Genomic DNA, 22,224 nt, shown 5'->3' with positions numbered 1-22,224 from the left:
GCCCCGGCCTGTCCGGTTTCAGAGCCCGGTTGCGGCGCGTATCATGTCGAGCGTCCGCATCATGTCGAGCGTGGCGCCCAGCGGGCGGCAGGGCGTTTCGGTCCTGCCTGCGGCGATGCATCGGGCGACCTCGGCGGCTTCGTAGCAGAGCCCCTCGAAATGCCGCCCGACCGGCTCGTCGTAATCGAGCCAGAGGGTGCCGTCGGCCGAGATCACCTGGAACGGACCTGGCAGGTTGAACTCGGAGCCGAAGCGCACGGTGCCGTCGGTTCCGACGATCACGGCGTTGGTCGGCGTCAGCCCGTAGAGCGTCGTGGACATGGTGCCCTGGTTCCCCTTTTCGTCCGCCATGATGACCGACAGCTGGCCATGCACGCCGGAGGGGTCCATCTGCTTCAGCCCAACGGCCTGCGCGGGAACGCCCATGAGCTTGGAGATCAGCGAAACCGGATAGGTGCCCAGATCGTAGAGCGGTCCGCCCGCCAGGGAGGGGTCGAAGATGCGGTGGTCGCGTGTGAAGTACTCGCCGTACTCCGTGTGGACCGACTTGATCTCGCCGAGGCAGCCGGAGTCCAGGATCTGCTGAAGCACGTCGAATTTCGGCAGGAAGTAGGTCCAGAGCGCTTCGGCGAAGAACACGCCCTTCCTGCTGGCGATGCCGGCGAGCGCGGCCGCCTCGGCATGGTCGAGCGCCAGCGGCTTTTCGCAGAAGACGTGCTTGCCTGCCTCGAGGGCCAGCTTGCAATGCTCGAAATGGCAGTTGTGCGGCGTCGCCACGTAGATCACGTCCAGCGTCGGATCGGCCACCAGCGCGGCATAGCTGCCATGGGCGGAGGCGATGTCCTGCTCGGCAGCAAAGCGCGCGGCGCTGTCACCGGTGCGCGAGCCCACGGCGGCGATGTCCTGCCGCGTATGGGCGCGAACCGAGGCGATGAACTGCTTCGCGATCCAGCCGGTGCCGAGGATGCCCCAGCGGATGGACGGGGCCGCCATCGGGTCGGGAACGCGGCTTGCAGGCAGGGCAGCGGGGAAGTCGGGTGCGGTCATTCCGTCCATCAGATCGTTTCCAGGTTGCGGGTTGCAGGAGCCGTCGCGACGTCCTCCCAAGTGCGGGTCGCAAGGGAGCGTTCCATCGCGTCGATGATCCGGACATTCTCGAGCCCGAAGGCGAAGTCGGGGAAGCAGCCGCCGCCCATGATGCCGTGGATCAGGTCATGGACCTCGATCACCTTGACGTCGAAATAGCCCAGGCCGCCGCCGGCGAAGTCGAATCCGAAGAAGCCGCCGAACTGCTCGACCTGGCTGCCCGCCAGCAGGGTCTTGAAGCCGCGGTCGGGCTTGGGGTCGGTGAAGCGGGCGATCTTCAGTTCGTTGAAGCGCTCCCCGTCCATGACGATGGTGCCCCCGGTGCCCGAGACCTCCCAGTAGATGCCGAAGACCTTTCCGGCGGCTACGCGGCTGGCCTCGATCGTGCCGCCGGCGCCGGAGGCGAAACGCACCATGGTCTGGATCTGGTCCTCGTTCTCGACCTTGGCTCGCGGCGCATCCTGCCCGGCTTTCGCGCCGTAGCCCGAGCCGCCCTGCGGGACGGGGCGGGTGGGGAAGAAGGTCTGGGTCTGGGCGATGGTGCTCTCGACCGGCCCCATCAGGTACTGCGCGACCGAGATGACATGGCTGCCCAGATCGCCGAGCGCTCCGGAGCCGGCCTCGCGCCGGGTGCAGCGCCACGAGAACGGCAGCTCGGGATCGTTAAAGAACCCCTGGTCGAACCAGCCGCGGAACCGCATCGGCGTGCCGATCTCGCCCGCCTCGATCAGCTGCCTGGCCAGCATTGCGGCGGGCGTCTTGACGTTGTTGAAGGCGACCATGGTGCGCACGCCCCTGGCCCTGGCGGCGGCAGTCATTTCCTCGGCTTCGGCCGCGGTCACCGAAAGCGGCTTCTCGCAATAGACATGCTTGCCCGCGGCGATCGCGGCCATGGCCATCTCGTGGTGCAGGAGATTGGGCGAGGTGATGTCGACCACGTCGATTTCCGGGTCATTGACCAGATCGCGCCAGTTGCCGGTGGATTTCGCGAAGCCGAAGCGCGCCGCGGCTGCGGCGGCAAGCTCCGGCGTGGCATCCGCCAGCGTGTGCAGCACGGGCCGCGCGGCCAGGCCGGGATAGAGCATCGCGGCGCGGCGAAAGGCATCGGCATGGGCCTGGCCCATGAAGCCGGAGCCGATCAGGCCGATATTGAGCGTGCGGGTCATGCGGTGACCTCCTGGCTTGCGAATACGGAAAGGACATGGTCGAAGGCGCGGGAGACCGCCGGGGCAGGGGGCGCCTTGGCCGGGTCCTGCTCGGCCTCGACGACCATCCAGCCCCGGTAGCCGGAGGTCGCGGCAAAGCGGGCGAGCGGCGCGAAATCGACCATGCCGTCGCCGGGCACGGTGAACATGCCCGAGCGCACGGCGTCGTTGAAGCTGAGGTCGCCCTCGCGCATGGCCCGGAGCATATCGGGGCGCACGTCCTTCAGGTGGACATGCACGATCCGGCCGCCGAAGCGCGCGATCAGGTCCTCATAGCCGAAGCCCGCCGCGACAGCGTGGCCTGTGTCGAGCAGCAGACCGACCTCGGGGCCGCAGGCATCGAGGATGGCCGCGATCTCGTCGAAGGTCTCGGCCACCATCATCAGATGGTGGTGATAGGCCAGCGCCAGCCCGTATTCCGCCTGCAGGTGCCGCCCGAATTCGGTCAGCCGCGCGGCATAGGCGGCGATCTCTCCCTCGGGCATGATCCGGCGCGCGGACATCGGCGCATCCAGCGGCGATCCGGGCGCCATCATCGCGCATTCGCCATAGACCATCACCTCGGCGCCAAGCGCCTGCAGCAGCCGCGCATGATCCGCCACGGCGGCAATCTCGGCCGCGACGCTGCGCTCTGCCAGCGCGCCGGAATGCCAGCCGGAGGCCAGCGCCAGCCCCTTCTCCGCCAGCAGCGGCCCTAGAACGGCGGGATCGCGGGGGTACTTGCGGCCAAGCTCGGTGCCCTCGTAGCCTGCCGCCGCCATGTCCGAGAGGCAGGTGTCGAGCGGGATCTCCGCGCCGAGGTCCTCGAGCACGTCATTGGCCCAGCTCAGCGGGCTTGCGGCCAGCCGGACGCCCGGCGGAAGGACGGAAATGTCATGGATCATGGTCAGGGTCTCCAGTCAGGGGCGAAGTCGACGGGCAGGCCGGTCTCGAGCGAGCGGATCGCGGCCTCGACGAGGCGCTGCGCCTCCAGCCCGTCCGCCATCGTGGCAAGCGGCGGGGTTCCCTCGGCGATCAGCCGGGCGAAGGCGTCCATCTCGTCGGCATAGGCTTGGGCGAAGCGGGCGGGAAAATAGTTCATCGGCGGCTGCAGCGTCTCGCCGTCCGGCGCAGAGATGGCCAGCGGTGAGAGGCGCTGGTTGCCGACCGAAAGGACCTCGGCGGCGCAGAAGGCCTCCAGCCGCTGGTCATAGCCCATCGGGCCGCGGCGCGAGTTCATCAGCGTGGCGATCCGCCCCGAGACGGTGGTCAGCGCAATCATGCCGGTGTCGATGTCGCCGATCGCGCCGAGTTCCTCTGAGACGAGGCAGGACCCGGTGGCCCAGACCCGCGCGACCGGTTCCTCCAGAAGGTAGCGCGCCATGTCCATGTCGTGGATCGCGCTGTCGCGGAAGAACCCGCCCGAACTCCGCGCATAGCTTGCGGGCGGCGGCGACGGGTCGCGCGACTGCATCAGGACGGTCTCTAGCCGGCCGGAGGCGCCGCTGTCGATCCGCTGCTTCAGCGCGCGGAAGGGCGCGTCGTAGCGGCGCTGGAAGCCCAGCATCGAGGGCACGCCCGCGGCCTCGACCGCCGCGGCGACCTCCAGCACGGCGGCGAAATCGAGGCTGATCGGCTTGTCGGCGAAGACCGCCTTGCCCGCCTCGGCCGCGGCGCGGATCAGCTCCGCATGGCTGTCGGTGGAACTGGCCACGACGACGCCCGCGATGGCCGGGTCGGCGAAGATCTCCTCCGGCGTGGCCAGCGTGGCGCCGGTCATGGCGAGAAGCGCGTCCCGTGCCGGGCTGTCGATGGGATCTGCGATGAATTTCAGGTTCAGGCCGGGGTGCAGGGCGGCGTTCCGCGCATGGATCTGCCCCATGCGGCCCGCGCCGAAGACGGCGAGTTCGATCATTCCAGGTCTCTCCAGATATGGCTGCCGCGGCTCCTCTTCCGCAGCGGCTTGAGCAAGGGATAGCGCGGTGCTAGGCCTTCGGGGAACGGCAGGCTTGATGTGATTTGATCAAGGAAAATCCCATGGCACGGAAAGCTAGCGCAAGGGACGTGGCGCGCGAGGCGGGTGTCTCGACGGCGACGGTCGACCGGGTGCTGAACAGCCGCGGCGGGGTCGCGCAGGAGAAGGAGGCCCGCGTTCTGGAGGCCGCGCGGCGGCTGAAGCTCGACCGGATGCTCGACCAGCGGCCCGCGCGGACGATCCGCATTGCGGTGCTGCTGCAGCCGCCCGCCAACCCATTCCATGCCGAGCTGCAGGCCGGGTTCCAGGCGGCACGGCGCATGCATGCCGGGCTCAACATGGAGTTCCGCATCCACCACCTGGTCCCGACCGAACCGGCGAAAGTGGCCGCGCAGATTGACAGCCTCGGCGGCAGCCATGACGGGTTCGTGGTCTGCACGCTGCATGATCCGGCGATCGCCGCGGCGCTCGACCGGCAGATCGCGCGCGGACGGGCGGTGCTGACGATCGGGACCGACATCCTGACGGAGGGCGAGCGGATCTACGTGGGCTCCGACAACCTGCGCGCCGGACGGGTCGCGGGCGACCTAATGGGGCGGCTGATCGGACCGGCAGGCGGCGAGGTGCTGGTGATCGCGGGGCTCCTGAGCATGATCGGGCATGGCGAGCGCGAGCAGGGATTCCGCGCCGTGCTGGCGGAGCGGCATCCGGCCTGCAGCGTTGCGGCGGTCGTCGAGAGCCGCGAGGATAGCGGGCGGGCGGGAGAGCTGGTCTTCCGCGCGCTGAAGGACCGGCCCGGGCTCAGGGGCATCTACAATGCCTCGGCCGGCTCGCAGGAGGTGGCGGACGCGATCCGTGCGGCGGGACGGCAGCGGGAGGTGGTGGTGATCACCCACGAGCTGACCGAGGACCGGCGGCGGCTCCTGCGCGAAGGGCTGCTCGACGCGGTGATCGACCAGAATCCCGGGCTTGAGGTGCGGACCGCCGTCGAGGCGCTGGCGGCCCGCTTCGGGAGGCTGGCGAAGGGGCCGGAGACGACGCTGACCCCGGTGCAGATCCACATGGTCGAGACCTGTTGATCCCCCGGAAGGCAGGACGCCCCGCACAGGCGGGGCGGAGAGGGCCGTGTCCATGACGGCGGGGCGGGTCAGGCGGCGGCGGTCTCGATCAGCCCGACCGTGGCGGAAAGCGCCTTCAGCGTCTTCAGCCCGAGATTCTGGTAGCGGAACGGCTCGCGCACGGCGCTGTCCTGCTCAGCTTCGATGACGATCCAGCCGGAATAGCCCGCCCTCGCGGCCTCTGCCAGGACCGGCTCGAAATCGACCGCGCCCTCCGCGTCGCCCGGCACGGTGAAGGCGCCGCGGCGCACGCCCTCGAGGAAGCTCAGCCCCTCGTCGCGCACCATCTTCGCAATCGCCGGGCGGACGTTCTTGCAGTGGATATGGGTGACGCGGTCCATGTACTTTGCGGCCAGCGCGGCCGGGTCCGAGCCTCCGAACCAAGCATGGCCGGTATCGAGCAGGAGCCGGGTATGCGGCCCCGCCATCGCCATGAAGCGGTCGATATCGGCGCCGGACTCGATGATCGTGCCCATGTGGTGGTGATAGCCCATCGCCACGCCTTCCTCATGCGCGACGCGGCTCAGCTCCTCGTAGCCTGTCGAGAAGCGGTCCCAGTCGGCATCCGACATCACCGGGCGGTCGTTCACCGCGACGGCGTCGTTGCCATGGACAGTGTTCGAGCATTCGCAGGCATTGATGTGGCTGCCGCACGCCGCCTTGGTGAAGGCGATCCAGCCGCGCAGCCGCGCCACCTCGGTGGCGATGTCATTGGCAAGGATGTTCGTCGAGAACCAGCCGGCGGCAAATCTCAGCCCGTAGGCTTCGAGCGCCGCCTTCAGCGCGGGGCCGTCATCGGGCATCTTGTGGCCCTTTTCGATGCCTTCGAAGCCGATCTTGCGGCAGTCGGACAGGCAGTCCTCGAGGCTCAGGTGGTCGCCGATCGACCAGTCGTCGTCATTGGACCAGGCGATGGGGTTGGTGCCGAACAGGATCATGATGCTCACCGGGATCGGGGGTGGAAAGGGCCGGGTGCCGCGCAGGGAAGAGGGACGCGGCACCCGGGGAGCAGGGGCGCCAGAGGGATGGGGACGCCCCCGGGAGGTCAGGCCTCGGCCGTGGCGACGGCCTCGGTCACGTAGGCGATGCTGTCCTTCAGCGCGGCCTCGGGGGCGGGCAGCGACCAGTGATCCTCGGAGAAGGGCTCGAAGGAGAAGGGGCCGGTGTAGCCGAGGTCGATGAGGCGGCGGATCTGCGGGATGTTCTCCAGCCGGTCCTTGCCGTCGACGAGGATGCGGTGGGCGTCGAGCATGTCTTCGACTGCCACCTCCGGGTCCACGACGCCCGAGATGTGCACGAGCCCGGTCATTTCGGGAAAGAACTCCGTCTCGCCCGCGAGGTGGTGGTGGAAGGTGTCGTGCATGAGCTTGTAGACGTCCTCGCCGCCCGCCGCCTTGATGCAGGCGATGGCGGTGGCTTTCTTCCGCATCGAGGAAACAGGGAAGCCCAGCGGCTCCACCAGCCCGGTCAGGCCGCGCTCGCGCAGGATCGGGGCCAGCGCCTTCAGCGCATCGGTCGTGTCGGCCTCGGGGACCGGCGTGCCGTCATTGAGCGGGCAGAGCACCAGCGCCTTCGCCCCGCATGCGGCGGCGTAGTCGGCCATGGCCACCGCGCGCTCCGGCAGGTCGCCCGACCAGACATTGAACGGGTAGAGCGCGTTGATCGACAGGATCTCGACCCCGGCCGCCTCGGCCGCGCGGCGCACGTCGCCGGGCTGGTGCGTGTTCACCGTGTCGGGAATGTCGTTGCGGATCTCGACCTTGCAAGAGCCGAGCCGCTTGACCATGGCGAAGAACTCTTCGAGCGGAAGCCCGGGCGCGCAGATGTGGTTGATGGCGATATCCATGAGGAACCTCATGCGTAAAGGGCGGGGCGGGCGGGCAGATCGATCTTGACGATTCCGTCGGCTTCCTGCGCCTCGACGCAGGCGTCGGACGTGACCGCAGCGGCATAGCCGTCCCAGGCCGAGGGGCCGGAGGCGGTGCCGGCGAGCGCGGCGGCGATCCAGTCCTGCAGCTCGACATCGTAGGAGGCGACGAAGCGGTCCTTCCAGTCGGTCAGGATAGGGTTCTGCAGCGACGCATCCTTGCGCATGGTGATCGACATCGGCTCGGGCAGGTTCGCCAGCCCCTCCTCGCCGACGACCTGGCACTGGATGTCGTAGCCGTACTTGCAGTTCACGAAGACCTCGACATCGATGCGGATGCCCTTGGCGGTCTCCAGCAGGATGATCTGCGGGTCCTTCAGCGCGGCATGGCTGGCCGAGGTCGCGCGGGGAAAGATCACCTGCGCGGAGACATAATCGTCGTCGAGGAGCCAGCGGAACACGTCGATCTCGTGGATCAACGTGTCGTGGATCGCCATCGGCGTGACGTACTGTTCCGGAACGGAGGGGTTGCGATGGGCGGCATGGACCATCAGCGGCTGGCCGATCCGGCTGTCCACGACCTCCTTCAGCATCCGGTAGCCGACGTCGTAGCGGCGCATGAACCCGACCTGCACCAGCCGCGTCCCATGCGCGGTCTCGGCCTCGACGATGCGTCGGGCCCCCTCGGCGGTGGTGGCCAGCGGCTTCTCGCAGAAGCAGGGCTTGCCGGCGGCGATGGCTTCCAGGACATAGGCCTCGTGGGTAAAGCCGGGCGAGGTCACCAGCACGGCATCGACCTCCGGGGAGGCGATCAGTTCCTCGCCGGTGGCGAAGACGGTTGCAGAGGGGGCAAGGTCGGCTTGCACCGCGGCGGCGGCCTCCGCGCTATAGTCGTAGAGGCCGGTGACGGTGGCGCCGGCCAGCACCTGCGCCAGGCGGCGGGTGTGGTCGCGGCCGATCATGCCGGTGCCGATGACGCCGACGCGCAGCGTGCGGGTGGTTGCGGGGGCGGTGATGGTCTGGGCGATGGTCATGGGGATTGCCTCAGTTGAAATGCTTGCCGACATAGCGGCGGGTCTCGGAGAGCATGAAGCGGGCGCTGTCCTCGGCGCGGTCCTCCCAGGCGAAGACGCAGTTCGACAGCACGCCGTCGAACTTCATCTCCGCCAGCGTCGCGAAGAACGTGTCCCAGTCGATCTCGCCCTGGCCGTAATCCAGGTGCTGGTGCACCCGGACCTTGGATTCCGGCGGGTTGACGATGTAGCGCAGCTCCGACGACTTGTTGTGGTCATAGGTGTCCGCGAGGCGCACATGCTCCAGCAGCCCTTCGGTCGCCTTCAGGTTCGCCACCATGTCCGGCCCGTAAAAGAACGTGTGCGGCGCGATGAACGAGGCGCGGACCATCGGCGAGTTGATTGTCTTTATGATGTCGATGGCCGGGGCGATCTCCTCGACCCAGTCCTCGGGATGCGCCTCGAGCGACAGCTTGATGCCCTCGCGCTCGAGGAGCGGCACCAGTATGTCCATGGCGCGGAAGAACTGGCCCTCGCAGGTCTCGGGCCGGTGCAGCCCCGAGCGGTCGTTCAGCGAGCGGTTCGGCGAGCCGCCGCGGCCGAATTCCGAGACGAACATCGGGCATTCCAGCTCGACGGCGAGCTCGATGGCGCGCTTCCAGTTGCCGATCGCCATCTCCCATTCGTCCGGGTAGGGCGAGGCCCAGCGGTACATCGGCTGGATGGTGGCGAGACCGACATTGTTGTCCTTCAGCGCCTGCTTGAAGCTGCGGATCTTCTCCGGATAGAGCTTCGGCCGGGTCCACCAGCTGAAGAAATCCGGGCGGGGCGACATCTCGACATGGTCGTAGCCGAGCTCGGCGACCTTGCGCACCGTGTCCTCGAGGGACAGGTGGCGGATCATGTGCGGGTCAAGCGTGTGTTTCATCTTGGGTCCTTGCGGCCCGGGGGCCTGGCTGTCGTCGGGCAGAGCTCCGCCGGTCCCCCGGAAGGGGTGGCAGGGGATCTGCGGGGTCGGGAGGGGCGCCCCCGGGCGGGGCGCCGGCCGGGTCAGGCGGCGCTGGAATACTGCGCCTGGGTCTTCGCGCCGGTGATATAGGCGACGACCTCCTCGCCGGTGGTCTCGGCGACATTGAGGTTGGCGCAGACGCGCCCGCGCCGCCAGACCACGATCCGGTCGCAGAGCTCCATCACCTGGCGCATGTTGTGGCTGATCAGGATCAGCGGCTCGCCCTGCTCCTTCAGCGTGCGGATGATGTTCTCGACCTGCGCGGTCTCCTGCACGCCGAGCGCGGCGGTGGGTTCGTCCATGATGGTCAGCTTCGAATGGAAGGTCGCGGTGCGGGCGATCGCCACGCATTGCCGCTGGCCCCCGGACATGTACTGGATCGTGTTGTTGATGTTGGGGATCTTCACCCCGGTCTTCTCCAGCCCGCGCAGCGTCGCCTCGCGCATGCCCTTGTAGTCGAGGATCGAGAACGGCCCGAGATTGAACAGCACCTTCTCGCGGCCGAGAAACAGGTTGTCGGGCACGTCGAGGTGGTCGGCCAGGGCCAGGTTCTGGAACACGGTCTCGATCCCGGCCTCGCGCGCCTCCAAGGGCCCGCCGAAGTCGCGATAGGCGCCGTCGAACCAGATCTTGCCGGAGGTCTTCTGCTCCACCGCGGTGATCTGGCGGACGAAGGTCGATTTGCCCGCGCCGTTGTCGCCCATGATCGCGACATGCTCGCCCTTGCGGATCTCGAAGTCGCAATCGACCAGCGCGTGGACGCCGCCATAATGCTTGGTGAGCCCTTCGGTGCGCAGGATCACCTTGCCCGGATGGCCGTCGACATGGTTCACGTCCGCAGCCGAGATGTTGGTCTGGATATCGCTCATCTGTCCTCTCCTCACATCTTTTTCGCGACGCGGTTCTGGCGCCACTGGTCGAGGATCACGGCGCCGACGATGATCGTGCCCTTGACCATTTCCTGGTAGTAGGCGTCGAGCTTCAGGAAGGTGAACCCGGAGATGATCACCCCGAAGATCAGCGCGCCCAGCACCGTGCCCAGCACCGATCCGCGGCCGCCCTGCAGGGAAATCCCCCCGATCACTGCCATGGCGATGGCGTCGAGTTCGTACATCAGCCCCATGCCGGATTGCGCCGTCAGGTTTTTCGAGCTCAGCACCAGCGCGGCGATCCCGGTCAGGAGCCCGGCCATGGCATAGACCATCAGCTTGTGGCGGCGGACATTGATGCCGGACATGCGCGCCGCCGCCTCGTTCGAGCCGATCGCATAGGTGTGCTTGCCGTAGACGGTGTATTTCAGGATCAGGTGGAACAGGATGGCAAGGCCGACGAAGATCGCCACCGGCATCATGCCGCCGCCGATCGCGGCATAGCTCTCGGTCGGGAAGCTGACAGGCTGGCCTGCGGTCCACCACTGCGCCGCGCCACGGGCGGCGACCATCATGCCCAGCGTGGCGATGAAGGGCGGGATGCCGGTATAGGCGACGAAGGCGCCGTTCACGAGACCTGCGCAGAGGCCGACGGCCAGCGCGATCAGGACCGGCAGGATCACCGGCAGGTTGACCCAGCCGCTATCGAAGAACACCGCGCGGCTGTTCGGGATGCCGTTGATGTCGCCGACTTGGGCGAAGCTCATGGCGATCATCGCGGTCATGGCCACGACCGAGCCGGAGCTGAGGTCGATGCCCCCCGTCAGGATCACCTGGGTCACGCCCAGCGAGATGATCCCGATGATCGAGACCTGCAGGATGATGACCTGCAGCCGCTGGGTGTTGAAGAGCCCTTCCACCCCTTCGCGGGTGTTGAACAGGAAGCTCTCGCCATAAAGCATCCGGCCGAGGATCTCGAAGGCGGCAGTGATCAGGACCAGCGCGATGGCCACCCCGGCCTCCGGCGGCCAGTCCCGTTTCGAGGCGTCGAAAGTCAGACCGCCAATTCCGTGCGCGGTGTCGCTCATGTCCGTAGTTCCTCCACTGGGGTCCGGCGCCTCCGCGCGCCGGTCAGGACGGGCCGCACCGGCCCGCCCGCTGGGATTGCCGCTCAGTTCGCGGCGACGTAGTCGCGCATGTTTTCCGGGGTCACGAGCTCGAAAGGCACCCAGACGGTGCGGTCGACCTCCTCGCCGCGCGCAAGCTGCAGCGCAGTCTCGATTGCACCTTCGCCCTGTCCGGCGGCGTTCTGGAACACGGTGACGTCAAGCTCGCCCGCCGCCATGGCCAGAAGCGCGTCCTGGGTCGCGTCGACCCCGCCGATCACCACGTCCTCCATCGAGATGCCCGCCGCCTTGATCGCCTGGATCGCGCCGATCGCCATCTCGTCATTGTTGGATATCACCGCGTCGAAAGGCGTGCCCGAGGACAGCCAGTTGGTCATCAGGTCCTGCGCGGTGTCGCGCTGCCATTCGGCGGTCTGCTTGTCGATGATGTTCAGCGTGACCGCGCACTTGCCGCCGTCGATCACGTCATGGATGTCCTGCGTGCGCTGCACGGCCGCCTGGTTCGAGAGCATCCCCATCATGATGTAGATGTCGGCCTCGGTCTTTCCCGCCGCCGCCAGCTGGTCGCAGACCGCGATGGTCTCCAGCGTGCCGGAGTCGCGCTCATCCGAACCGACGAAGGCCTGGTTGTCGGGCAGCGTCTCGAGGTTCACCGGCATCCGGTTCACGAAGACCAGCGGCACGCCCGCGGCCTCCGCCTCGGCGGTCAGCGCCTGAGTGGCCGAGGTATCGACCGGGTTCACGATGATCGCATCGACGCCGGTGGCGATGAAGTTCTTCACCTGGTCGAGCTGGCGGGCGACGTCGTCGCGGCCATCCTCGATCTGGATCGAGATGTCGTCCGAGGCATCCGCCTTTGCCGACATGGCATTGCGCAGCACGGTCAGCCAGTTGTCGTCGAAGCGGGACATGCTGACGCCGATGGTCTCTGCTGCGGCAGCCGTGCCGAGCGTCGCCGCCAGGGCGGTGGTGATCAGGAAGGTCTTCATTTGGTCGTTGCTCCTCCGGGTCAGCGAACCGGACCGGCACGCCTGTCCCGGGCACCGGATGCAGGCATCCGGCGTCGGCGGGGCAGATCGGTCTGGAACGCGGCAGCGTCTCCTCTGCGCTGCTGTCCGGAAATTCCCCGAATCCGGCTGCGCGGTCAACATGCCCGCCGCGCGCTTTCCCCTCATCCGTGAAGGAAAATGAGGCTTCTTGATGGATTTTCCATCATGTCAGGGACTCGGGCGTGTAGATTTCCGGGGTGAAGAACTTCTGCCCTGGCGTGGCGGCCATGCCGTTCTCCTCGGTCGCCTGGGCCAGGGCCAGAAGCTCGGCGACGATCTGCCGGACGGGCGTGCCGAAGACGATGGAGACCACGCCCTTCTGCAGGCCGCGCTGCGATTCCGGGGTCAGTTCGTTGACGAGAAGCGCGTAGCTGCCGGGCCTGCGCGCCTCCTCGAAGGCGGCGATGGCGCCTTCCATGCCGCCCCCGGCGACATAGACCCCGACCAGGTCGTCATGGCGCGAGAGCAGGTCGCAGGTCGCCTCGTATGTCAGCTCGCGCGTCTCGAGATTGACCTGGGTTTCCAGCAGCTCGAAGCCGCCGCCAAGCTCGCGGAAGAAGCTGCGCATTCCGGTCTCGCGCATTTCGTGGCCGTGATAGCGGTAGGCACCGATGAAGACGCCCAGCTTGCCCGGCTTGGGCGCGATCTTCGAGATCAGCCAGCCCGCCGTCCGGCCAACCTTCAAGTTGTTGAGACCAAAGTAGCTTTCCCGCACGCCCTGCGCGAAGTCGGACAGCAGCGAATAGGTCGGGATCCCGGCCTCCTTCAGCTCCAGAACGGCCGCCGTGACCTCGTGATGGTCGATGCCGGTGGCGACGACGGCCTGCACCCGGCCCTTGAGGCTGCGCAAGATCTCGGCCAGTTCCTGCGGCCGCGTGGTCTGGGCGAAGCGGATGTCGAGCCGGATGTTGCGCGCGGCGACGGCCCGGGCCTGCTCCTCGAATTCCTGGCGGAAGGACTGGTAGAAGGCGTGGCGTTCCTTCTGCAGCACGATGCCGATCCTCAGTTCGGGCCGGTCGGCCATGATGCGGTGGCGGATCGCGGTGGCACCGTGATAGCCGACCTCCTCGGCCGCGGCATGCACCTTGCGTGCAGTCTCCTCGCGCACCTTGGCGCGGCCGCTGAGGACCCGGTCGACGGTGGCCACGCTGACCCCCGCCATCGCGGCGACATCGGTGATGGTCGGGCGCTTCATTCGGGACATCCGGGACAGGCAAGGGAATTCTGCATCGCCCATCTATGACGGATGACGTGATTTCTTTCAACGGGACGTGCGTTGCTTCCGCGTCAGCCCGGTCCAGAGCGGCAGCGCCACAATTTTTCCCTCGCGTAGCCGCAAGAGGAATGCCGGAAAGGCCTCCTTGCCGGAGGCAGGACATGGTTTCCGTGTGCGCCGCTTCATGGCGGCTCCTCCAGCGGCATAAGCCGGGCCTTATGCCTGGGGCATGCCAATTCTCGTTTGCCGAAGCAGGGCCTTCCGGCGGACCACCTTCCAATCACAAGGCGCCTGAGCGCCGCGACCGAGATCGCCAACGGGAGAGAATGATGACCAGATATACTGCCCTGTCCACCTTTGCCCTTGCCGCCCTGCTGGCGGTGCCCGCCCATGCCGCCGAGCGGCTCGTCCTGACCAGCGAGGCGGGCGACCGCGACTCCGTCCTCGGCCATGCCATGCAGGACTGGGCCAAGCAGATCGAGGAGGGCTCCGGCGGCCGCCTCAAGGTCGATGTCTTCTACCAGGGCGAGCTCGGCGGCCAGCAGGAGCTGTTCGACCAGCTCGTGCAGGGCAACATCCAGATGATGATCACCTGGCCGCAGACCTCCTACGACCAGCGCATCGGCGTGAACTACATCCCCTACATGGTGCTGGGCTGGGAGGACGCCATCGCCTCCTTCGGTCCCGAGGGCTGGATCCGCAAGGTGATCGGCCCGGTCTACGAGGATCTGGGCCTGAAGTATTTCGGCCCCTTCCCGGAAGGCTTCGGCGGCATCGCCACCAAGGGGCGCCACGCCACCACCGTCGAGGGCGCGCAGGGTATCCGCGTGCGCTCGCAGCCGATCTTCCCGCTGCCGCAGACCGTGCAGGCGATGGGCTTCCAGGCGGTGCCGATCGACTGGAACGAGGTCTATACCTCGATCCAGACCGGCGTCGTGGATGGCGACAGCTCGAACGTCATCTACTGGGACTACGAGTACTTCCGCGACCAGCTCGACTATTTCGTCCAGAGCTCGCACAACTTCTCGTCCTATTCGCTGCTGATGAACGAGGCCACATGGGACGGGCTCGCGCCCGAGGACCAGGCCGTCGTGGCAGAGGCCGCGCAGGCGGTGATGGACGCGCAATTCGCCAATGCCCGGGCCGAGGACGAGAAGTGGATCGCCAAGGCGCAGGAGGCCGGGATGGAGTACATCGTGCCGACCCCGGCCGAGAAGGCCGCCTGGGTGGAGAAGGTCCGCGCCGAGGTCTGGCCGCAGGCCGAAGAGGCGCTCGGGGCCGAGATCATGGACCAGGTCCGCGCCAACGCCTCCGTTCCCGCTGCCGAGTGATCCTGTCCGCCGCGGCCCGCAAGGGCCGCGGCACAGGGAGGACATGCCATGAACATCCTTTCACTTCTCGACCGGGCGCTGGCCTGGATCATCCAGCCCGTGCTGGTCGTGCTCGGGCTCGCCGTCGCCGTGCTGCTGGCCTGGGGCATCTTCAGCCGCGCCGTGCTCGGCACCCCGGTCTTCGGGCTGGAGGAGCTGATGCTGATCGGCGTCATGTGGTTCTACATGCTGGGCGCGGTGATGGCCTCGCGCGAGCGGTCGCACCTCAGCGCCGACTTCGTCCGTGTGATTACCCGCAACCCGCGCCTGCACCGCGCCGCCGACATCTTCTCCACCGCCGTGTCGCTCGGCGTGGCGGTGGCCTTCGTCACCTGGTCCTGGTCGCTCGTGTCCTTCGGGTTGGAGCGCGGCCAGACCACCCCGGTCTTCGGCATCCCGTGGTGGGTGTCGCAGGCGGCGCTGCTGGTCGCGGCGGTCCTGTTCGTCGCCTACCTGCTGCGCGACCTCGTGCAGGAGATCCGCGGCCGCGACGTCCATTCCGGCAACCCGGAAGCGGAGACCGTCTGATGGGCGCGCTTCTCGCAATCCTCGCTGTCATCGTCCTGATGATGGCCGGCGTCCCGGTGGTGTTCTCCTTCGCCGCCATGACGCTGATCCTGTCGGTGGTCTACGACATCGACATCTCCTCGCTGATGACGACCGGCTTCTGGGCGGTGAACTCGGTGATCCTGGTCGCGCTGCCGCTTTTCGTGATGACCGGCTACCTGATGCAGTCGGGCGGCATCGCCCGGCGGCTCGTCGAGTTCGTCGAGGCGGTCGTCGGACGGTCGAAGACCGGGATGGGCACCTCGATGGTGGTGGCCTGCGGCATCTTCGGGGCGATCTCGGGCACGGCCTCGGCGGCGGTGGCCTCGATCGGCTCGATCATGCTGGATCCGATGGAACGCCACGGCTATGCCCGCGGCTACACCTCGGCGCTCCTGGGCGTCTCGTCGCTCTTGGGCCTCCTGATCCCGCCCTCCATCACGATGATCCTCTATGCGGTCGTCACGCGGCAGTCGATCGCCGCATGCTTCCTCGCCACCGTCGGGCCGGGGATCCTGCTGATGATCGTGCTCTCGGTGCTGAACCGCATCCATGTCGTCCGCCACATGGGCGGCGACGACGCCAAAATCCCGGCGCGCCAACGCCTGTCGGAGAGCCTCTCCACCGGACGTGCGGCCATTCCCGCGCTGATGCTGCCGGTCATCATCCTCGGCGGCATCTATGGCGGCATCTTCACGCCGACCGAAGCCGCGGCCATCTCGGTCGTCTATGCCATCCCGGTCGGACTCTTCGTCTACCGCGAGCTGTCGCTGAAGGGCATCGCCCAGGCGGTGATCCAGGCCGGCACCACGACCGGCGTGATCATGATCATCCTGGTCTTCTCCTTCGTCGCCAGCCGCATCTTCACGCTGGAGCGCGTGCCGCAGGAACTGACCGACCTGCTGCTGGGCACCTTCGACAGTCCGCTGGTCATCCTGCTGATGGTCAACATCTTCCTGATCCTGCTGGGCATGATCATGGACGATGTCAGCGTGATCGCCATCATCAGCCCGCTGATGGTCCCGGTCATGGCCGAGATCGGCGTCGATGCCGTCCATTTCGCCGCCATCATCGGCACCTCGGTGGTGATCGGCGCGAACAGCCCGCCGATGGCGCCGATCCTCTTCATGGCCTGCCGGGTCGGCAAGGTCGGCATGTCCGAGGTGATGCGTCCCGCCCTCTACTTCATGGGCCTCGCCGCGCTGCCGGTGATGCTCGTCACCACCTACTGGCCGCCGCTCGCGCTGTTCCTGCCGCGGCTGATGGGCTTCCTGCAATGAGCCGTTCCCCCAGAACCGGAGACCCGCGCATGACGCACAGATTTGTCCTCGAGGGGATCTACACCCCCATCGTCACCCCCTACGGCACCGATCTCGAGCCCGATTTCGACCGGCTCGCCGACATCGTCGAGCATCTCGTCGCCTCCGGCGTCCATGGCGTCATCTCGGGCGGCTCGACCGGCGAGAACTACGCCCAGACCGTCGAAGAGCGGCTGGTGCTGGCCCGCTTCATCGGCGAGCGGCTGAACGGCCGACTGCCGCTGATCGTCGGCACCGGCGCGCTGCGCACGCCGGACTCGGTCGCCCTGGCCATCGGCGCGCGGGAGATGGGGGCCGATGCGCTGCTCCTCGGCACGCCGCCCTATTCGGTCCCGACCGAGCGCGAGAACGCGATGAACGCGCTCGCCATCGACCGCGCCGCCGACCTGCCGGTGATCCTCTACAACTACCCGGGCCGGATGGGCGTGGAGATGGGGACCGAGTTCCTCGACCTCGTCTGCCGCTCGCGCAACATCGTCGGCATCAAGGAAAGCTCCGGCGACATCAACCGCGTCCACCTCTTGGCCCGCGATTACCCGCATATCCAGATGTCCTGCGGGATGGATGACCAGGCGCTGGAATTCTTCGCCTGGGGCGCGCGCAGCTGGATTTGCGCAGGCTCGAACTTCCTGCCGGAGGAGCATGTCTTCCTCTACGAGACCTGCGCCGTGCACGGCGATTTCGCCAAAGGCCGCCGGATCATGTCGGCGATGATGCCGCTGATGCGCGTGCTCGAGCAGGGCGGCAAGTTCATCCAGGCCGTCAAGCACGGCACCGAATTCCTCGGCCATCCGACCGGCGCGATGCGCCCGCCGCTCCGGGGCTTCGACAAGGACGAGAAGCGCGAGCTGGAGCAGGTCATCCGGACGCTGAAGACCACGATTGCAGCCATCAAGGCGGAGAACTGATCCATGAGCGACCTGCTGACAAGGGAAGAATACGAAGCCATCGCCGCATCGCTGGTGCTGCCCTGCAACGCCTTCATCGGCGGCAGCTTCCGGCCCGCCGCCTCGGGCGCAACCTTCGCGACGGTGAACCCTGCCACCGGCGTAAAGCTGGCCGAGATCGCGGCCTGCGGGGCGGAAGATGTCGACCTGGCCGTCGCGAAGGCGCGCGAAGCCTTCGAGGACGGGCGCTGGTCGCGGCTGCATCCGGCCGAGCGCAAGGAGGCGATGCTGAAGCTCTGCCGCCTGATGGAGCGCGAGGCCCATGAGCTGGCGGTGATGGAGAGCCTCGATTCCGGCAAGACCATCTATGACTGCGCCACCGTGGACGTGCCCGAGACGATCCACGTGCTGAAATGGCATGCCGAGCTGATCGACAAGATCTACGACCAGGTCGCGCCTGCCTCCGACGACCATATCGCCATGGTGCTGCGCGAGCCGGTGGGCGTCGTCGGGCTGGTCCTGCCCTGGAACTTCCCGCTGCTGATGCTGGCTTGGAAGATCGGCCCGGCGCTGGCGGCCGGCTGTTCGGTCGTCGTGAAGCCCGCCGCCGAAACCACCCTGACCGCGCTGCGCGTCGCAGAACTGGCGCATCAGGCGGGCATCCCGGCAGGCGTTCTGAACGTCGTGACCGGCTCCGGCAGCGCCGTGGGCGAGCCGCTGGGCCGCCATGCGGATGTGGACATGGTCAGCTTCACCGGCTCGACCGCCACCGGCCGCCGCTTCCTGCACTATTCGGCCGACTCGAACCTCAAGGAAGTCGTGCTGGAGCTGGGCGGCAAGAACCCCTGCATCGTCATGGACGACGCCGAGCATCTCGACGAGGTCGCCCGCCATGTCGTCAACGGCGCCTTCTGGAACATGGGCGAGAACTGCTCCGCCGCCTCGCGCCTGATCGTCCATCGCGACATCCGCGACGCGCTGATGGAGCGGATCGAGGCCGAGGCGCGGCAGTGGAACATCGGCGCGCCGCTCGACCCGTCAGTCCGCATCGGCGCGCTGGTCTCGCAGGCGCATTTCGCCAAGGTCGCGGGCTATCTGGAACAGGTGGGCGAGGGCCGCGTGCTGATGGGCGGCAGGACTGTCGATGGCGCCTTCGTCGAGCCGACCATCGTCGAAGTGCCGGACAATGCCCATCCGCTGGCGCGCGAGGAGATCTTCGGCCCGGTCCTGACCGTGATCCCGGTCGCGAGCTTCGAGGAGGCGATCGCGGTGGCGAACGACACCGAGTACGGCCTGGCAGCGTCGATCTTCACCGCCAATGCCCGCCGCGCGATCCGCGGCGCGCGGATGCTGCGCGCGGGCACGGTGACCGTGAACAGCTTCGGCGAGGGCGACATCTCCACGCCCTTCGGCGGCTACAAGCAATCGGGCTTCGGCGGCCGCGACAACGGCATCCACGCCCATGACCAGTATACCCAGCTGAAGACCATCTGGCTGGACCTCTCGGACCCCTCCGGCTCGGCCATCGGCTGAACTTCTTCCCGGCGGCGGTTCCGTTCCCGGCCGCCGCCGGACCTGCCCCCTCTGCTCTCCATCCGGAAGGACCCCGCCCGTGACGACGCGCTTCTCTGCCAGACGTCTGCCGAAACTCGCCGGGCCTGCCGGCTGGAACGCGATCCTGCCCGCCCGGCCCGCCTTGCCGCCGCTCGACGCGGACCGGACTACCGACATCGTCGTGGTGGGCGGCGGCTTTGCCGGGCTCTCGGCGGTGCGGCGGCTCAAGCAGCTCGACCCGTCGCTTGACGTGGTCCTGCTGGAGGCGGGACAGATTGGCGAGGGCTCCGCCGGGCGAAATTCCGGCTTCATGATCGACCTGCCGCACGAGCTGACCTCGGACGACTATGCAGGCGGCGGCGATGACCGGGCGCAGATCGCGCTGAACCGGCAGGCGATCGGCTTTGCCCGCGAGGCCGTCGCGGAATACGGCATCGATCCGGCCCATTTCGAGGCCTCGGGCAAAGTGAACGGCGCCGCCTGCGCGGCTGCCGATGCACGGAACCGCAGCTATGCCGCCCATCTCGATTCCCTGGGCGAGCGCCACGAGATGCTGGACGCCGCGCAGATGCGCACGCTCACCGGCAGCCGCCACTACGTCTCGGGCCTCTGGACCCCCGGCACGGTGATGATCCAGCCTGCGGGCTATGTCCGCGGCCTCGCCGCCGGGCTGTCCGGCAAGGCGGCAATCCACGAGGGGAGCCCGGTGACCGGCTTTGCCCGCCAGGAAGGCGGCTGGCGCGTTGAGACGCCGAAGGGCTCGGTTTCCTGCCGCTCGGTGATCCTCGCCACCAATGGTCACCTCGAGAGCTTCGGGCTGATGCGCGGGCGGCTCATGCATGTTTTCCTTTTCGCGGCGATTACGGAGGAACTGGGGCCTGAGGCGCGGGCCGAGCTCCGCGGTGCCCCCCCCCCGGTCTCAGCGGCGTCCGGCTGCTGCGGGAGTTCCGCGCCATGGGCTATGACGGCGGCTACACGGCCGTCACCGATTTCCTGCGCACCGCCCGCCCATCGGCGCCGAAGCCGTTCGAGCGGCGGTTCGAGAATGAGAGCGCGGTCGGCGCAGCCGAGGCGATCGTCCAGTGGACGATCGTCAGCGCCGAATGCCGGGGCGGCAGGCGCAGGTGGATTTCGCCGAGTTCACGGCAGAATTCACCGACGAGCCCGGCGGCGTCCGGAAGGTCTGGCTGTTCAGCATGGTCCTCGGCCACAGCCGGTGGTTCTGGGGACGCTTCGTGGCCAGTCAGAACCAGCAATCCGTCCTGCGCTGCCATATCGGCGCCTTCGAGGCCATCGGCTGCGCGCCGGAGGAAATCCTCTATGACCGGATGAAAACGGCAGTGATCGGCGAAGAGTGAGCCATGTGGTCGCCATGGTTCGAGACCCATGGCGAACGCCGGGGTGGTCACCTACAACGCGTCGCTGGTCGCGCTGCTGAACCACTACGGCGCCATTCCCCGCGCCTGCCGCCCGTACCGCGCCAAAACAAAAGGGAGTTGAAGGGACCGTGGCGCCAGTGGCGCCGCGCAAGCCCGTACAACAAGCGGCCGTTCCGCTACATCCGGCAGGAATTCTTCCTGGCCCGCAGCTTCCGCAACCTCGACGACCTGAACGCGCAGTTCGATGCCTGGCGGGCCGAAGTGGCGAACCCGTGGCTCCACGCCACCACCCGGCGGATCGTCGAGCAGGCCTTCGCCGACGAGAAGCCCGCCCTGAAGCCGCTGCCCGCGATCCCCTATGATGCGGTGCTGAGTGAGCCAATTCGCGCCAATGGTCCGAGCGACATTGGCGAACGAGCGGCGGGTCATCCGCGAGGGCATGGTCTCGGTCGGCGGCAATCTCTACTCGGTGCCCGACACGGCGCGGAAACGCATGCCACCCGGTGCTCGAGGGCAAGGGCCTGCGCCGGGTCGATCCCGCCCATCGCAAGGCGCCGCCGCCGAGACCGCCCCAGCAGATGCCGGTCCAGGGCCTGCGCCGCCCGCTCGAGTTCCATGATGCCGTCGGCCGCCGCCTGGCCGCGGGCGGGCAGCCATGAGCGGACAGCTCGAGCGCATCCGCGGCGCCCTGATCGGTCTCCGGATGCCGCGCGCCCTGGAAGCGCTGGAACATGCCCTGTCCCGGCTCGAGCGCGGCGAGATCACCGCCGTCGAGGCGATCGACGCGCTGCTGGGCGAAGAGTACGCAACGCGCGAGGGCCGCCGCATCAAGGTCGCCCTGCGCACCGCCAAGCTGATGCCGATCAAGACGCTGGAAAGCTTCGACTTCTCGTTCCAGCCGTCGCTGGACCGGGAGCGCATCGCGGCGCTTGCCCAGCTCGACTTCGTCCGCCGCGCCGAGCATCGCCACCTCGCCATGGCCCAGCGTCTCGGCCATCAGCCGGCGGCTGGCCGGATCGAGCCGCGACAGGTCATAGCGCGCCTTGCCGCCGTCGATCGCCACCAGACCGGCGGCGTCGGCGATCCGGCCCAGCAGCTCGAGCGCGGCCGAGACATCGCCGTCCTCCGGCGCGTCGGGCACATGCATCGAATAGGACCGCATGTTCTGCGGCAGTTCCATGTAGGCCAGATCCGGGCCTTCGTCCGGCGAGGGCTGGGAACCGGGGCCGAAGCCGATCGGGGGAAGACGGAAGTTGGATACCATGGCTTGCCTCACGCTGCGGCTGGCTGGGACAGGATCGACTGGATGCGGCGGATGTAGTCATCCCAGTCGCGCACCTTGGCGATGCCCGAGACGAAGCGCCCGTCGCGCCAGAACAGGAGGCCCGGCGTCTTCAGAACTCCGGTCTCGTGGCGGATCGCGCTTTCCACCGCGTCCGAGGCGACGGCGCAGTCGAAGGCGCGCTGGAAGACCATGTGCAGCTCGGGCAGGATCACGGCGACATCGGCGGTCTCGAGGTTGCGCTTGGGGTCGCCCGGCACGAAGACGACATGCCAGCCCGGGGCCGAGACGAATTCCGTGACATCCTCGGGGGTTGCCAGGCGCGGCCAGCCGAATTCGGTGGTCAGGCGGTCGATCAGGGGGTGGCTCATGGC

At 67.8% G+C, this 22,224-nt stretch carries 20 protein-coding genes and 2 pseudogenes; 9 read left to right on the top strand and 13 right to left on the bottom strand.

Translation table 11 applies throughout. The features are described 5' to 3' along the window. Positions 1–18 precede the first annotated feature (18 nt). From C7T91_RS15160 to C7T91_RS15145, 4 genes are read right to left on the bottom strand one after another with little or no spacing between them, the layout of a single operon-like run. A complete protein-coding gene (locus tag C7T91_RS15160) occupies positions 19–1,056 on the bottom strand; it encodes a Gfo/Idh/MocA family protein (RefSeq protein ID WP_201742113.1) in 1,038 nt (345 codons plus the stop codon). Then, positions 1,056–2,252, bottom strand: coding sequence for a Gfo/Idh/MocA family protein (locus tag C7T91_RS15155; RefSeq protein WP_108259969.1), 1,197 nt, complete (start codon positions 2,250–2,252; stop codon positions 1,056–1,058). The genes C7T91_RS15160 and C7T91_RS15155 overlap by 1 nt, the downstream gene beginning before the upstream one ends. Further along, positions 2,249–3,175: a myo-inosose-2 dehydratase gene (gene iolE, locus C7T91_RS15150; protein ID WP_108259968.1), complete on the bottom strand. Its 927-nt coding sequence runs from the start codon at positions 3,173–3,175 to the stop codon at positions 2,249–2,251. Before iolE (C7T91_RS15150) ends, C7T91_RS15155 begins: the two co-directional genes overlap by 4 nt. A gap of 2 nt (positions 3,176–3,177) precedes the next feature. Further along, complete coding sequence (locus tag C7T91_RS15145; protein ID WP_108259967.1) at positions 3,178–4,185, bottom strand: Gfo/Idh/MocA family protein; 1,008 nt, start codon at positions 4,183–4,185, stop codon at positions 3,178–3,180. Between the two features lie 122 nt (positions 4,186–4,307). Here C7T91_RS15145 and C7T91_RS15140 point away from each other — a divergent pair, with 122 nt between their 5' ends. After that, a complete protein-coding gene (locus tag C7T91_RS15140; RefSeq protein ID WP_108259966.1) occupies positions 4,308–5,324 on the top strand; it encodes a LacI family DNA-binding transcriptional regulator in 1,017 nt (338 codons plus the stop codon). A 68-nt stretch (positions 5,325–5,392) separates the two neighbouring features. On the opposite strand, the gene iolE (C7T91_RS15135) is transcribed toward C7T91_RS15140, so the two are convergent. From iolE (C7T91_RS15135) to C7T91_RS15100, 8 genes are all read right to left on the bottom strand, one after another. Continuing rightward, the gene (iolE, locus tag C7T91_RS15135) at positions 5,393–6,301 is read right to left on the bottom strand and encodes a myo-inosose-2 dehydratase (RefSeq protein WP_108260098.1); all 909 of its coding nucleotides are present in this window, start codon (positions 6,299–6,301) and stop codon (positions 5,393–5,395) included. Between the two features lie 107 nt (positions 6,302–6,408). Continuing rightward, the gene (locus C7T91_RS15130; protein ID WP_108259965.1) at positions 6,409–7,209 is read right to left on the bottom strand and encodes a TIM barrel protein; all 801 of its coding nucleotides are present in this window, start codon (positions 7,207–7,209) and stop codon (positions 6,409–6,411) included. A gap of 8 nt (positions 7,210–7,217) precedes the next feature. Next, positions 7,218–8,264: a Gfo/Idh/MocA family protein gene (locus C7T91_RS15125; RefSeq protein ID WP_108259964.1), complete on the bottom strand. Its 1,047-nt coding sequence runs from the start codon at positions 8,262–8,264 to the stop codon at positions 7,218–7,220. Between the two features lie 10 nt (positions 8,265–8,274). After that, positions 8,275–9,171 carry a sugar phosphate isomerase/epimerase family protein gene (locus C7T91_RS15120; protein WP_108259963.1) on the bottom strand — a complete coding sequence of 299 codons (897 nt, stop codon included), beginning with the start codon at positions 9,169–9,171 and terminating at the stop codon, positions 8,275–8,277. Positions 9,172–9,293: 122 nt separating this feature from the next. Further along, positions 9,294–10,121: an ATP-binding cassette domain-containing protein gene (locus tag C7T91_RS15115; RefSeq protein WP_108259962.1), complete on the bottom strand. Its 828-nt coding sequence runs from the start codon at positions 10,119–10,121 to the stop codon at positions 9,294–9,296. Between the two features lie 11 nt (positions 10,122–10,132). Further along, the gene (locus C7T91_RS15110) at positions 10,133–11,209 is read right to left on the bottom strand and encodes an ABC transporter permease (RefSeq protein WP_108259961.1); all 1,077 of its coding nucleotides are present in this window, start codon (positions 11,207–11,209) and stop codon (positions 10,133–10,135) included. Positions 11,210–11,292: 83 nt separating this feature from the next. Further along, on the bottom strand, positions 11,293–12,237 hold the full coding sequence (locus tag C7T91_RS15105; RefSeq protein ID WP_108259960.1) for a sugar ABC transporter substrate-binding protein: 945 nt from the start codon (positions 12,235–12,237) through the stop codon (positions 11,293–11,295). 223 nt (positions 12,238–12,460) lie between these two features. After that, positions 12,461–13,492 carry a LacI family DNA-binding transcriptional regulator gene (locus C7T91_RS15100; protein ID WP_108259959.1) on the bottom strand — a complete coding sequence of 344 codons (1,032 nt, stop codon included), beginning with the start codon at positions 13,490–13,492 and terminating at the stop codon, positions 12,461–12,463. A gap of 350 nt (positions 13,493–13,842) precedes the next feature. Between C7T91_RS15100 and dctP the strand changes: the two genes are divergently transcribed. From dctP to C7T91_RS38495, 8 genes and pseudogenes are all read left to right on the top strand, one after another. Then, positions 13,843–14,844: a TRAP transporter substrate-binding protein DctP gene (gene dctP / locus C7T91_RS15095; RefSeq protein ID WP_108260097.1), complete on the top strand. Its 1,002-nt coding sequence runs from the start codon at positions 13,843–13,845 to the stop codon at positions 14,842–14,844. A 48-nt stretch (positions 14,845–14,892) separates the two neighbouring features. Then, positions 14,893–15,411, top strand: coding sequence for a TRAP transporter small permease (locus C7T91_RS15090; RefSeq protein WP_108259958.1), 519 nt, complete (start codon positions 14,893–14,895; stop codon positions 15,409–15,411). Further along, positions 15,411–16,709 carry a TRAP transporter large permease gene (locus C7T91_RS15085; RefSeq protein WP_108259957.1) on the top strand — a complete coding sequence of 433 codons (1,299 nt, stop codon included), beginning with the start codon at positions 15,411–15,413 and terminating at the stop codon, positions 16,707–16,709. Before C7T91_RS15090 ends, C7T91_RS15085 begins: the two co-directional genes overlap by 1 nt. Before the next feature lie 29 nt (positions 16,710–16,738). Beyond that, entirely contained in the window at positions 16,739–17,656 is a 918-nt protein-coding gene (locus C7T91_RS15080; protein WP_108259956.1) for a dihydrodipicolinate synthase family protein, read from the top strand. Between the two features lie 3 nt (positions 17,657–17,659). After that, entirely contained in the window at positions 17,660–19,168 is a 1,509-nt protein-coding gene (locus C7T91_RS15075; protein ID WP_108259955.1) for an aldehyde dehydrogenase, read from the top strand. Positions 19,169–19,247: 79 nt separating this feature from the next. Next, positions 19,248–20,063: pseudogene (locus C7T91_RS15070) on the top strand (NAD(P)/FAD-dependent oxidoreductase); the annotation flags it as partial. Positions 20,064–20,101: 38 nt separating this feature from the next. After that, positions 20,102–21,227: pseudogene (gene istA / locus C7T91_RS35855) on the top strand (IS21 family transposase); the annotation flags it as partial. Then, positions 21,224–21,889, top strand: a complete 666-nt coding sequence (locus C7T91_RS38495; protein WP_330848846.1) for an ATP-binding protein — start codon at positions 21,224–21,226, stop codon at positions 21,887–21,889. The pseudogene istA and the gene C7T91_RS38495, both read left to right, overlap by 4 nt. On the opposite strand, the gene C7T91_RS15055 is transcribed toward C7T91_RS38495, so the two are convergent. Beyond that, complete coding sequence (locus tag C7T91_RS15055) at positions 21,841–22,221, bottom strand: thioredoxin domain-containing protein (protein ID WP_108259954.1); 381 nt, start codon at positions 22,219–22,221, stop codon at positions 21,841–21,843. The genes C7T91_RS38495 and C7T91_RS15055 overlap by 49 nt on opposite strands. Positions 22,222–22,224 lie beyond the last annotated feature (3 nt).

Source organism: Mangrovicoccus ximenensis (genome assembly GCF_003056725.1).
Classification (GTDB): Bacteria; Pseudomonadota; Alphaproteobacteria; order Rhodobacterales; family Rhodobacteraceae; genus Mangrovicoccus; species Mangrovicoccus ximenensis.
Note: the sequence above shows the minus strand (reverse complement) of the source record. Positions and strands in the feature narration are given on the sequence as shown.